Source organism: Gammaproteobacteria bacterium, assembly GCA_015709635.1.
Taxonomy (GTDB): domain Bacteria; phylum Pseudomonadota; class Gammaproteobacteria; order Burkholderiales; family Nitrosomonadaceae; genus Nitrosomonas.
Genome location: CP054180.1, coordinates 2,233,083 through 2,244,874 on the forward strand (window position 1 = coordinate 2,233,083; position 11,792 = coordinate 2,244,874).

12 protein-coding genes are annotated in these 11,792 nt (G+C 52.1%); 4 read left to right on the forward strand and 8 right to left on the reverse strand.

Going from position 1 to position 11,792, the window contains the following annotated elements; translation table 11 throughout:
* Positions 1–7: 7 nt before the first annotated feature.
* The gene (gene gshB, locus HRU78_10610; GenBank protein ID QOJ24037.1) at positions 8–967 is read left to right on the forward strand and encodes a glutathione synthase; all 960 of its coding nucleotides are present in this window, start codon (positions 8–10) and stop codon (positions 965–967) included.
* A gap of 9 nt (positions 968–976) precedes the next feature.
* Here the strand turns inward: gshB and HRU78_10615 are convergent, their stop codons facing one another.
* From HRU78_10615 to metE, 3 genes are all read right to left on the reverse strand, one after another.
* The gene (locus HRU78_10615) at positions 977–1,339 is read right to left on the reverse strand and encodes a hypothetical protein (protein QOJ24038.1); all 363 of its coding nucleotides are present in this window, start codon (positions 1,337–1,339) and stop codon (positions 977–979) included.
* 145 nt (positions 1,340–1,484) lie between these two features.
* Positions 1,485–2,228: a CADD family putative folate metabolism protein gene (locus tag HRU78_10620; GenBank protein QOJ24039.1), complete on the reverse strand. Its 744-nt coding sequence runs from the start codon at positions 2,226–2,228 to the stop codon at positions 1,485–1,487.
* Positions 2,229–2,331: 103 nt separating this feature from the next.
* A complete protein-coding gene (metE, locus tag HRU78_10625; GenBank protein ID QOJ24040.1) occupies positions 2,332–4,620 on the reverse strand; it encodes a 5-methyltetrahydropteroyltriglutamate--homocysteine S-methyltransferase in 2,289 nt (762 codons plus the stop codon).
* Between the two features lie 101 nt (positions 4,621–4,721).
* Between metE and HRU78_10630 the strand changes: the two genes are divergently transcribed.
* Both HRU78_10630 and HRU78_10635 read left to right on the forward strand, forming a co-directional pair.
* Positions 4,722–5,621 carry a LysR family transcriptional regulator gene (locus HRU78_10630; protein QOJ24041.1) on the forward strand — a complete coding sequence of 300 codons (900 nt, stop codon included), beginning with the start codon at positions 4,722–4,724 and terminating at the stop codon, positions 5,619–5,621.
* A gap of 248 nt (positions 5,622–5,869) precedes the next feature.
* The gene (locus HRU78_10635) at positions 5,870–6,367 is read left to right on the forward strand and encodes a hypothetical protein (protein ID QOJ24042.1); all 498 of its coding nucleotides are present in this window, start codon (positions 5,870–5,872) and stop codon (positions 6,365–6,367) included.
* A 57-nt stretch (positions 6,368–6,424) separates the two neighbouring features.
* Here HRU78_10635 and HRU78_10640 read toward each other — a convergent pair whose 3' ends face one another.
* Positions 6,425–7,474, reverse strand: a complete 1,050-nt coding sequence (locus tag HRU78_10640; protein ID QOJ24043.1) for a Fic family protein — start codon at positions 7,472–7,474, stop codon at positions 6,425–6,427.
* Positions 7,475–7,674: 200 nt separating this feature from the next.
* Between HRU78_10640 and HRU78_10645 the strand changes: the two genes are divergently transcribed.
* Complete coding sequence (locus tag HRU78_10645) at positions 7,675–8,094, forward strand: DedA family protein (GenBank protein QOJ24044.1); 420 nt, start codon at positions 7,675–7,677, stop codon at positions 8,092–8,094.
* A 75-nt stretch (positions 8,095–8,169) separates the two neighbouring features.
* Here the strand turns inward: HRU78_10645 and grxD are convergent, their stop codons facing one another.
* The 4 genes from grxD to HRU78_10665 form a co-directional block, all read right to left on the reverse strand.
* On the reverse strand, positions 8,170–8,478 hold the full coding sequence (grxD, locus tag HRU78_10650; GenBank protein QOJ24045.1) for a Grx4 family monothiol glutaredoxin: 309 nt from the start codon (positions 8,476–8,478) through the stop codon (positions 8,170–8,172).
* Positions 8,479–8,568: 90 nt separating this feature from the next.
* Positions 8,569–9,405 (reverse strand): peptide chain release factor N(5)-glutamine methyltransferase, encoded by an 837-nt coding sequence (gene prmC, locus HRU78_10655; GenBank protein QOJ24046.1) that lies wholly within the window; start codon positions 9,403–9,405, stop codon positions 8,569–8,571.
* 36 nt (positions 9,406–9,441) lie between these two features.
* Entirely contained in the window at positions 9,442–10,521 is a 1,080-nt protein-coding gene (prfA, locus tag HRU78_10660) for a peptide chain release factor 1 (protein ID QOJ24047.1), read from the reverse strand.
* On the reverse strand, positions 10,518–11,771 hold the full coding sequence (locus HRU78_10665; GenBank protein QOJ24048.1) for a glutamyl-tRNA reductase: 1,254 nt from the start codon (positions 11,769–11,771) through the stop codon (positions 10,518–10,520). Before HRU78_10665 ends, prfA begins: the two co-directional genes overlap by 4 nt.
* Positions 11,772–11,792: the final 21 nt, after the last annotated feature.

Below are 11,792 nucleotides of genomic sequence, written 5' to 3' on the forward strand. Positions count from 1 at the left end.
TGCAACCATGAAGCTCGCTTTTATCATCGATCAGCTGGATTCGATCAAAACCGCCAAAGACTCCAGCTATGCGATGATGCGCGAGGCATTTGCCCGGAATCATCAGATTGATGTGCTCTATCAGCATGATCTAGCTTTGCTCGACAACACGGTCACCGGCTTCTGCCGTTCCTTGACGCTGACAGACACGCCGCTGCAAGACGGTCATTGGTATCGCACAGGCGACATCCTGCCTAGCGCGCTGAATCACTTCGATGCCGTGCTGATGCGCAAAGACCCGCCGTTTGATCTGGAATACGTCTACAGCACGTATCTGCTGGAATTAGCGCAAACGCAAGGCGCGCTCGTCATCAACAATCCGCGCGCCATCCGCGATCACAACGAAAAACTGGCCATCGCGCAATTCCCGCAGTGGATCGCACCCTCGCTGGTGACCAGCCAGGCGCACATGATCCGGGAATTTCTTGCGCAGCACCAGGATATCATCCTGAAACCGCTCGACGGCATGGGCGGCGCCAGCGTGTTCCGCGTGCACAGTGCGGATCACAATATCAGCGTGATTCTCGAAACGCTGACCCATTACGGTACGCGAACCATCATGGCGCAACGGTTTATTCCCGAGATTGCGCAAGGGGACAAACGCATCCTGCTCATCGGCGGCAAGGCCGTGCCCTATGCCTTGGCGCGCATCCCCAAACCGGGAGAATCGCGCGGTAATCTGGCCGCCGGCGGCACGGGAAAAGCGCAACCGCTATCGCCACGCGACCAGGCAATCGCGGAATCGCTCGGGCCTGAATTAGCCACGCGCGGCTTAATGCTGGTGGGATTGGACGTGATTGGCGATTATCTGACCGAAATCAACGTCACCAGCCCGACCGGCATGCAGGAAATCACCCAACAGACAGGATTTAATGTGGCAGGAATGATGCTGGATGCGATTGAATCCAGCGTTCGAGGCAAGCACTAATCAAAAAAATTACCGCCGGAAACCGCAGTGCAACACAAAATACTGTGGATTGTACTGCACCAACGGTTGGTACAGTTTTTTCAACTCTTCCTCGGGTCCGTGAATCTCCAAACGGACGATCTCAGCCATCGTTAGCGCTTGCTGCAGCAGATCACCCACATTATCCAAATGTGCCAACAAGCTTTGCGCATCCTCGTACCCTTCACGGCAATAGGCTTCGTCACCCTGAAAGCAGAAACCATAGTAGAGGCACTTTTGCCCGCTGCTTGCTCTGGCAACAAATTGCTCGCATAGTTGTTTGAACCGGTCAACTTGACCCTCGGCGATCTTGAAATACGGTGCAATCGAACAGCATCGGTCGTGAGTCGACATGGATTTAAGTGATTTGAAGCGGAAGAGGTTTTATCACGATGAGATCATGAAAAACCGGATTCATCATTAATAAGCCCGGAACAGACACAACTCGCATTGTGATCCGTTCCGGGCTGATCGTAAGCTAAAGCTTGTTGTTACAAAATTAGTGAACCGTTGCAGCTTGTTTTTCTTCGCAAATCAGATTGCTGCAATAGGTTTCATGGATGCCGTCCAGGAAACCCCACAACGCATCGCACGCTTCCTTGGTTGCAGCCAGCACTTCGGCTTGTTTTTCCGGGGTATCGGCAAAGCGCTCGATGATGGCCCATTCGGCTTGCGAGTGATAAATATCGGCTTTTTGGTGAACTGAGAAGAATTCGTAATCTTCCGGGTTGTTCATGCCATAGAATTTAGCCAGACCATCGATTTTTACCGCTGCGATGTCGGGCACTTGCGATTCAAATGCGTGCAATGCAGCCAATCCGGCATAGAATGGGCGATTCAGGCAAATATCGCGGAAGGTGTTGACGAGATTTTCGGTGGTCGGCAATGCCGCTGTATTGGCCAGGATTTTATCGTTCGCGCCCAAGGCGAAGGCGAAATTTTTCCATAAGGCCGGATGATTTTTCTCACCGTGTTCTTCGTCGATCAGATTGCGCAACACTTCCTGACGCACGCTGATGTCGCCGCTGTTGGTGTCGGAATGCATATGCGGTGTATTGAAGTGCACCGCGCTCAAATAGGTCGGTTCGGCCAGTACGTTGTAAAAATATTGTTCGGCATAATGACGCAATTGCTCCTTGGTCAATTTACCTTCGGTCCAAGCGATATAGAAGGGATGTTTGAGCAAATGCTTTTCGCTGATAATGGCGCTGATTTTTTGTTTGAGCAAAGGTTTGGTGGTCATGGTTACTCCTTATAAACCGTGGTGGATAAAGTGCTGCATATCATCGCTAAATAACACCGGCAAGTCAAATTTAGGGAAGCTCCGAAAAACGGCCGTGTTTGGCTTACGCGGCGTCCAAGCGACCAGCCAACTGCCGGCTGGCGGCAATCATATTGCTCAGCGCCGGTTTTACTTCGTCCCAATTGCGGGTTTTCAGTCCGCAATCCGGATTCACCCACAACCGCTCGGGCGGTATGCGCTGCGCGGCTTTTTGCATCAACTGGATGATCGAATCGACCGACGGAATATTGGGTGAGTGGATATCATACACGCCCGGCCCGATTTCGTTCGGATATTGAAACTGATCGAAGGCATCGAGCAATTCCATATCCGAGCGCGATGTTTCGATGGTGATCACGTCCGCATCCATGCGTGCAATCGCTTGGATGATATCGTTGAATTCCGAATAGCACATATGCGTATGAATTTGCGTTTCGTCTCTGACACCGTTGGCAGTGATGCGAAAAGCGCGGATGGCCCAGTTGAGATAATCGTTCCATTGCGACTTTCTCAATGGCAATCCTTCGCGCAGCGCCGCTTCATCGATCTGAATCATGCGGATACCGGCCTGTTCCAGTGCCAATACTTCGTCGCGAATCGCCAGCGCCAATTGCAGGCAGGTTTCCGAGCGCGGTTGATCGTCGCGCACGAACGACCAGTTCAACATGGTCACCGGCCCGGTCAACATGCCTTTCATCGGTTTCTTGGTCAGCGATTGGGCGTACTCGATCCATTCCGTGGTAATCGCTTGCGGATGGGAAACATCGCCGTAAATAACAGGAGGTTTGACGCAGCGCGAACCGTACGACTGCACCCAGCCGAATTCGGTAAACGCGAAGCCATCCAGATGCTCGCCGAAATATTCCACCATATCGTTACGCTCGGGTTCGCCGTGCACCAGTACATCCAGTCCCAGCGCTTCCTGCTCGCGCACGCAGAACTCGATTTCTTTTCGCATCGCCCGGCGGTAATCCGCTTCGGTCAATTGACCGGCACGGAAATCGCGGCGCGCTTGGCGGATCTGCTGCGTTTGCGGAAACGAGCCGATGGTCGTGGTCGGGAACAGCGGCAAATGGAATCGATTGCGTTGCACCACCGCCCGCTGCTGATAAGGCGAACGGCGTTTACCCATGGCATCTGTGACTTCCTGCAGTCGCCCTTTGACCTCAACTTGATGCACACGCCGCGACTGCTTGCGGCTGGTAATGGCCGCCTGATTCTCTTGGAGCGCTGCGGCAACGCTAGCCCGGCCATGATTCAAAGCTTTCGCGAGGATAGCGATTTCATCGAGTTTCTGCACGGCGAATGCCAGCCACGAACGGATATCCGCATCGAGTTTCTGTTCGCTATCCAAATCGACCGGCACGTGCAGCAGCGAGCAGGACGGCGCCAGCCACAACCGGTCTTGCAAACGCGTGTGTACCGGCTGGAGCCAATCCAGCACGGCGGTCAAATCGGTTTTCCAGATATTCCGGCCACTGACAACACCGAGCGACAGGATTTTGTGCGACGGCAGCCAGTCGATCACCTTGGCGACTTCATCCGGCGCACTGACGGCATCCAGATGCAGCCCGGCCACCGGCAGCTCACACGCCAGTTGCAGATTGTCCTGCAGTTGGCCGAAATAGGTCGTCAGCAGCAATTTAATCGGTGCTGCCTGTAATTGGAAATATGCTTTGCGCAACGCATGCTTCCATGGCTCCGATAATTCCATGACCAGCACCGGCTCGTCGATTTGCACCCACTCGGCACCGGCATTTTTGAGCGCACCCAGCAATTGCGCGTAAACCGCCAGCAGATCATCGAGCAAATCCAGTTTTTCGCTGCTGTCCTTGGATTTTCCCAGCCACAAATAGGTCACCGGCCCCAAAATGACCGGTTTGACGCGCGGATGGATGTGCTGCGCTTGCCGGATCTGTTCGAGCAGGCGGCTCGCATTCAACGAGAACTTCGTGTCGCGGGCAAACTCGGGCACGATGTAATGGTAATTGGTATCGAACCACTTGGTCATTTCACCGGCACTGACGCAACTGCACGCGGATTTATCCGCAGCCGATCGCCCACGGGCGACGCGGAAGTAACTGTCCAGCTCACTGCCCGTCAAAGCGCTGACCCGCTCGGGGATATTTCCCAGCAGGAAGCTGGTATCCAGCACATGATCGTACAATGAAAAATCACCCGCCGGAATCCAATCGAGCTGGGACTGGTCCTGCCAATGCTGCGTTTGCAGATTCCGCGCACTATTCAATAAAGCAGCTTCGGAAATGGCGCCTTGCCAGTATTTCTCCAAAGCTAATTTCAATTCCCGGTTTTTGCCGATACGCGGGAATCCAAGATTGTGTGTCGTTACCATAAATCACCACTCCAAGATTAATCAAAGTGGCGCTATTGTATGAAGGATGAATAATAAATAATAATGATAAGTTTTAACGTTCCAATAAGGTTACCTCATACATGATCGAGCACAGCCATCTGAAAATCATCCAAGCGCTGCACACCAACGGCACCCTCACCGGAGCCGCCAATGCGCTCTGTCTCAGCCAACCCGCGCTGTCGCATCAAATCGGTTATCTGGAAAAGAAACTCGGCGTCGCGCTATGGGAACGCGATGGCCGCAGCCTGCGCCTGACCCAGGCGGGCAAGCTATTGCTGGAAGCCGCCAATCAAGTGCTGCCAGTGCTTGCACAGACAGAACAAACCCTCCAAGCCTACGGCGAAGGCCGGCAAGGCATTCTGCGCATCGGCGTGGAATGCTACCCTTGCTTCGAATGGCTCACCGGCATGATCGGTCAATACATGCGGCAAATGCCCGGCATCGATGTCGACATCGTGCAGAAATTTCAATTCTCGGGCTTGGAAGGCTTGCTGAATCATCACATCGACGTATTGATCACGCCCGACTTGGTGCGCAAAGACAGCATCGAATACGAAGTGCTCGCGGAATATCAATTGGTGCTGCTGGCAGCACCCGATCATCCGCTGGCGGATTTGCCACAAATCACACCGGAGCTTTTGAGCAAGGAAACGCTGCTGACTTTCCCGGTACCTCTGGAACGACTCGACATCCTCACGCACTTCCTCACCCCCGCACACCTCGAACCAGCCAAACTGAAACAAATCGAATCACTCGAAATCATGCTGCAAATGACCGCCCTCAACCGCGGCGTGTGCGTGCTGCCGGAATGGCTCGCCGATATCAAAAACAAGGACTTGAATCTCAACAAAATCCGGATCGGCGACCAAGGGCTTTATCAGAAATTGTATTTGGCGCTGCGGAAATCCGATCAAGCCATACCGTATATCAAATATTTCATCACTGCGGGGCAACAATGGACCAAAAAATCATCCGTTTGAATGCGATGTTTCCCGCTGTATCACGGAAAATTCATCAAGCTTACAAGCGGCTATCTTCCGTCATGGTTTATATATAAAATACCGGCGTCAGCAAAAGCTGACAGACGTTCAATACAACAAGCATCATTTATTTTTAATCACTAAGGAACAATAACAATGAAGAAAATGCTTTTTGCCTTTGCGCTGTTGGTAGTGTCCCCCCCCCCCCCCTCTTAGCCACCTCTAATTTCACCAGCAGCAACGGTATTTTGGTCATACCGGATGTTTCAGTCGATGGCACAACGAATTATGAGAGTGTCACCTTGCAACTCAATCTCGCAACCGGCGCTTTTTCGATACTGGATGCGACACCGAAAGATACTTCCTTTTCACCCACGGCGCTGGGAACAATGTCTGCTGGAGGAATCAAAGTTGATTTTCATGGTTGCGCACGTTCGGGACATAATCAAATAACATGCCTGACGAAGGTTGTAAGCCCTAATAAAGATGCCGGCATCAGCGCATTTACAAGCGATCTTTACGATAACCTCAGTAAAAAATATTCTTCATCATCTATCACTGCACTCGATAAAGAAAGTGGGTTTTCTGTATTACTTCAATTTGTTGCTATCCAAGGAATACCTATTGAAGTTAAATTTATCTATGACGATATTGATCCAAGCGCTTCATCGATTTCAACTTTCCAACCAGAATTTGTATTGAACGGCGCCAATGTCAAAGGTAATTTCAGAAACATTGATTTTTGACTTACTCACCGCTTACCCAATCATTCATTTTGCTTCGTGAAAATGAATGGTTGTTTCTTATGGCAGGCTATACCACGTTGACCGCCCGCCGCCGTGGCGAACCAGAAAGCCTTTTTCCACCAGTGATGTGAAAGTTGCTTTGAGTGTATTCGGGCTTGCGCCGGTTTCGCGCACCATGTCACGGGTGGTAACACGGCCATGGTCGCGCACGTAGTCGAGAATTTTGACCGCCAACTCCGGCAGAATGGCGAGCGCGTTCTTCTCGCGCTCCACTTTCACGGCCAGGCGGCGTTTTTGCTGCTGTAAGGCGCGCAGGAAGAACAGCAGCCAGGGTTGCCAATCCGGGGCTTCGGTGCGGATGATGTCTTGGGTTTGGCGCAAGGCCAAATAGTAGCCTTCTTTGCTGTTCTCGATGATGCTTTCAAGTGACGAATACGGCACATAGGCATAGTCGGCCTGCAACAGTAGCAACATGGTCAGTATGCGGCTCAGGCGGCCGTTGCCATCCTGAAAGGGGTGAATCTCCAGGAAGGTGACAATGAAGATGCCGGTTATTAGTAGCGGATGAAGGCGCGCCAGCTCACGGGTGTCTTTCAACCCTTGCACCAGTTCCTGCATCCGGCGCGGCGTATCAAACGGTGAAGCGGTCTCGAATACGATGCCGATCATTTTTCCGTCTGCGTCGAAGGCTCCCACGTCATTGCGCAACGTCTTGTATTCACCCCGATGCCGTTCGTCCTTGTCGCTGTAGCGCAAGAGATCACGATGAAGCTGTTTGATGTGATTCTCCGTAATGGGAATGTCAGCCCAGGATTGAAAAACGGTTTCCATCACCTCGGCATAACCGGCAACTTCCTGCTCGTCGCGGCTGGTGAAGCGTTTGATTTCCAAGTTGGTCAGCAGGCGCGCCACTTCCCGGTCGGTCAGCTTACTGCCTTCGATACGGATGGAAGAGCCGATACTCTCGATGGTGGCAATATGACGTAGCGCTTTCAGGCGCTCCGGCGCAAGTGTGCCAAGCGCGCACCAGGCGCCTTTGAATTCGTCAATCTCGGCAACCAGAACGAGCAGTTCCGGCGTAATCTGAATTGTATCCGTCTTCATCATACCGGAATATATACCGGATTAAGCCGGATTGTCTATCCGGAAACCCGGCGTTGAAGCAATTCCCTTCTGACCGGCAAGCTAAGATAAAATCAAGCATTGCGGTGAGAGTGACACTCAATCGCGTAGTCTACTAAAGTAATTACTGGTGATTCTTAACATCTATCCAGTTAAAGTTAAATTTTCAAACTAAATCAATTCACATGGACGAACAATCAAGCCTTCTGGCGTTATTCACCAGCAGTTTCCTCGCTGCCACTCTGCTTCCCGGCGGATCGGAGGCTGTGCTCGTGGGGGTTTTGCTGGCGTATCCGGATTTGCACTGGCAAGCGCTGATTTTGGCGACGATCGGCAATACGTTGGGTGGGATGAGTTCGTATTGGATTGGGCGGTTGCTGCCGGATGAGAAAGCCGTGTTGAAGAAAGCGGGAGGCAGTGCGCGAGGGTTGGAATGGGTGCGGCGGCATGGCACGCCTATTCTGCTGTTATCGTGGGCACCGCTGATTGGTGATTTGCTGTGTGTGGCGGCGGGATGGTTGCGCACCAATTGGTTGTGGGCGCTGCTGTTTATTGCGGCGGGGAAATTTGCCCGCTATTGGGTGATTGCGGCTGCGGTGAATTGAGTGGGTTTGCGATTACGATTCAGTTTATTCATCGATGCGAATAAACTGAATCGTAATGGATCGATTAAACCGCTATCAATTTTCAAACAGTTTCTGTAATTCACCGTTTTGATACATTTCGGTCACGATATCCGAGCCGCCAATAAACTCACCATTGACGTATAACTGGGGAATGGTAGGCCAGTTTGAATAATCCTTGATACCCTGCCTGATTTCCGGATCTGCCAGTACATCCACAGCGTAAACATTATCAACACCACAAGCCTTCAGAATATTCACAGCATTCGCTGAGAAACCACATTGCGGCTGATCTGGGGTACCTTTCATATAGAGTACGACCGGGTGTGTGGTCACTTGTTGTTCGATTAAATCTTCAACATTCATAGTGTCAATCTCTCCAAAAAATCATTCCAAAAGTTTTATACAGAAACAAAAAAAGCGTCATCAATTGCTGCGCTGGATACAACGTATCGCTCACTTCACAAAATTCAACTGACCGCCGCTCACGCGCATTATGCCAGCCAAGTCCGGGTGGGAACAAATATTACTAAAATCCCTATCCTGCAACAATTGCCGGCATGCGGACGCTTGATCATAACCATGTTCAAGCAGCAGCCATCCGCCCTTCTCAAGGTGATTCGGTGCTTTATGAATAATATGGTTGATACACGACAAACCGTCATCTCCGGCTGATAATGCCAGTTGCGGCTCAAACCGCAAATCCCCTTGTTGCAGATGCGGATCAGTACCCGCCACATACGGTGGATTGGATACGATCAGATCAAATCTTTCCCCGGAAAGTTCATCAAACCAGCTTCCTTCGATCAGCTGCAGATTATGGATTTGCAGATTTTGCGCATTCGACTGGCAAACCGCCATTGCCGCCGGTGAAACATCGACTGCGGTGACGTGAGATTGCAGCCGATGCTTGGCGATGGTAATCGCAATCGCACCGCTGCCCGTTCCCAGATCGAGCACCCGGCAAGACCGGTCGAGCGGGATCAATTGCAATGCCAGCTCAACCAATAATTCGGTTTCGGGGCGAGGGATCAAAACCGCTTCATTGACACTTAAAATCAGGTCATAAAAAGCGCGTTCTCCGGTTAAATAAGCGACCGGCACACCGGCAATGCGCCGTTTGACCAGGTGGTAGAATTCTTCCAGTTGCTGCGCGCTCAGCATTTGATCGGGATGAGTCAGCAAGTGCACCTGAGTAGCATCGAGCACGTATTGTAACAACATGTATGCGTCGACCCGGTCGATATCCCGGCGGGCAAATGCCAAAGCTTGGAAAATGGTTACGTGCTGCATTTTACTGCATTGAAAGATCATCAGCCGGACGGCTGATTATTCTTGTACCGAAGCGGCCAGCAGCTCCGCTTGATGTTCGGCCATTAACGCCGAACACAATTCATCGATATCGCCATCCATGATCTGATCCATTTTATAGAGCGTCAGATTGATGCGATGGTCGGTTACCCGTCCTTGCGGAAAGTTGTACGTGCGAATCCGTTCCGAACGCTCCCCGGTTCCCACCAGCGATTTCCGCGTTGCAGCTTGCTCCGCATGGTGCGCGCGCATTTGTTTGTCATGAATGCGCGCCGCCAGCACGCTCAGTGCTTGCGCTTTGTTTTTGTGTTGCGAACGCCCATCCTGGCATTCCACCACGATACCGGTCGGCAAATGGGTGACGCGCACGGCGGAATCAGTTTTATTAATATGCTGACCGCCTGCACCGGAAGCGCGGAAAGTATCGATGCGCAATTCGGCGGGATTCAACACCACCTCGCTGACTTCGTCGGCTTCGGGCATGACGGCGACCGTACAGGTGGAAGTATGCACGCGCCCTTGTGTTTCCGTGACCGGCACTCGCTGCACGCGATGCCCGCCGGATTCGAATTTAAGACGGGAATACGCGCCATGCCCGATGATTTTGGCGATGATTTCCTTATAGCCGCCAATATCCGACACACTTTGTGAAATGATCTCGACTTGCCAGCCGCGCCGCTCCGCAAAACGAGAATACATGCGGAACAAATTACCGGCGAACAGAGCGGATTCGTCGCCACCGGTTCCCGCACGGATTTCCAGGAAAATATTGCGTTCGTCGTTGGGATCTTTCGGCAGCAGTTGTTTTTGTATTTCCGATTCCAACTTCACCAACTGTTCTTTACCTGCTTGTATTTCGGCTTCGGCAAAAGCGCGCATGTCCAGATCGGCATGCATTTCCCGCGCGGTTTGAATATCGCGTTCGCTTTGCTGGTAAGCGCGGTAGAGCTCTACAATGGGGACGATATCCGAATGCTCACGCGTCAGTTTGCGGTAATTATCGAGGTTGGCCGTGGCGGATTCGCTGCTCAACAAATGGTTTAATTCTTCCAGCCGCACACTCAGACGAGTGAGCCTGTCCGTGATATTTTTGTTCATTGCGGACGATGCAGTTGGTATAGCCGGTTGATCAGATCGACCAATTCTTCGCGTTCGTCAACCGCCGCATGGTTCAAGGCGCTGGACGGTACATGCAGGAATTTGTTGGTTAAACCGTTACTGAGCGCCTCGATGACTTTTTTCGGATCTTCGCCTTTCTCCAGCAGCTTGTGCGCCCGCTCCAGCTCATGACGGCGGTAACGCTCGCCCTGATCACGCAGCGCACGGATGGTTGGCACCATTTCCCGTGTCGCCAGCCAGCGCATGAAGTCCACGACATTGGAATCAATGATGGTTTCGGCCTGTGCCACGGCATTCTGGCGCGAATCCAGCCCTTCTTTGACAATCTCCGCCAAATCATCGACATAGTAGAGAAACACGTCATCCAATTCGGCCACTTCGGATTCCACATCGCGCGGCACGGCCAAATCGACGATAAAGATGGGGCGATGTTTGCGGATCTTGATCGCACGTTCGACCATGCCCTTGCCCAGAATCGGCAACGGGCTGGCAGTGCAAGTCACCACAATGTCGTGCAACGCCAATTGCTCCGGCAGATCGCTGAGCGTAATCGCCTGCGCATTAAAACGATCCGCCAACGCTTCGGCACGTTCGGTAGTGCGATTCGCCACGGTAATTTTCTTGGGACTGCGTGCGGCGAAGTGATTGGCGCACAACTCGATCATTTCTCCGGCGCCGATAAATAGCACACGCTGTCCGCCAATATCGCCGAAAATCCGTTCCGCCAGACGCGCAGCAGCAGCGGCCATGGATACCGAGCTGGTGCCGATCTCGGTCGATGTGCGCACTTCCTTGGCGACATAGAACGTGCGCTGAAACAGTTTATGCAGCAATAAACCGAGCGTCCCGGCGTGTTCCGCCGATTTCACCGCATTTTTCAGTTGCCCGAGTATTTGCGGTTCACCCAGTACCATGGAATCCAATCCGCTGGCAACGCGGAAAGCGTGTTTCACTGCATGTTCACGCGGAAATTTGTATAAATAGGGATCCAGCTCGCGTGTCGGCAAATGATGAAAATCCGCCAGCCACGTCATGGCATCTTCCGGCCTGTCCGTGCAGCAATACACTTCGGTGCGATTGCACGTGGATACAATCGCGGCTTCTTTAATCGGATTGCGCCCGACCAGATCCCTTAACGCCAATTCCATGGTATTTTCGGGAAAAGTCACCTGCTCACGCACATCGAGTGGCGCCGTATTGTGATTAATACCAAAGGCGAATAACTGCATGAAAAATAATGTTAGCCAATG

What these genes read in the sequence shown, in the direction of transcription:
- gshB (QOJ24037.1), top strand. Translation starts at nt 8, where the DNA reads ATGAAGCTCGCTTTTATCATCGATCAGCTGGATTCGATCAAAACCGCC.
- HRU78_10615 (QOJ24038.1), bottom strand. Translation starts at nt 1,339, where the DNA reads ATGTCGACTCACGACCGATGCTGTTCGATTGCACCGTATTTCAAGATC.
- HRU78_10620 (QOJ24039.1), bottom strand. Translation starts at nt 2,228, where the DNA reads ATGACCACCAAACCTTTGCTCAAACAAAAAATCAGCGCCATTATCAGC.
- metE (QOJ24040.1), bottom strand. Translation starts at nt 4,620, where the DNA reads ATGGTAACGACACACAATCTTGGATTCCCGCGTATCGGCAAAAACCGG.
- HRU78_10630 (QOJ24041.1), top strand. Translation starts at nt 4,722, where the DNA reads ATGATCGAGCACAGCCATCTGAAAATCATCCAAGCGCTGCACACCAAC.
- HRU78_10640 (QOJ24043.1), bottom strand. Translation starts at nt 7,474, where the DNA reads ATGATGAAGACGGATACAATTCAGATTACGCCGGAACTGCTCGTTCTG.
- HRU78_10645 (QOJ24044.1), top strand. Translation starts at nt 7,675, where the DNA reads ATGGACGAACAATCAAGCCTTCTGGCGTTATTCACCAGCAGTTTCCTC.
- grxD (QOJ24045.1), bottom strand. Translation starts at nt 8,478, where the DNA reads ATGAATGTTGAAGATTTAATCGAACAACAAGTGACCACACACCCGGTC.
- prmC (QOJ24046.1), bottom strand. Translation starts at nt 9,405, where the DNA reads ATGCAGCACGTAACCATTTTCCAAGCTTTGGCATTTGCCCGCCGGGAT.
- prfA (QOJ24047.1), bottom strand. Translation starts at nt 10,521, where the DNA reads ATGAACAAAAATATCACGGACAGGCTCACTCGTCTGAGTGTGCGGCTG.
- HRU78_10665 (QOJ24048.1), bottom strand. Translation starts at nt 11,771, where the DNA reads ATGCAGTTATTCGCCTTTGGTATTAATCACAATACGGCGCCACTCGAT.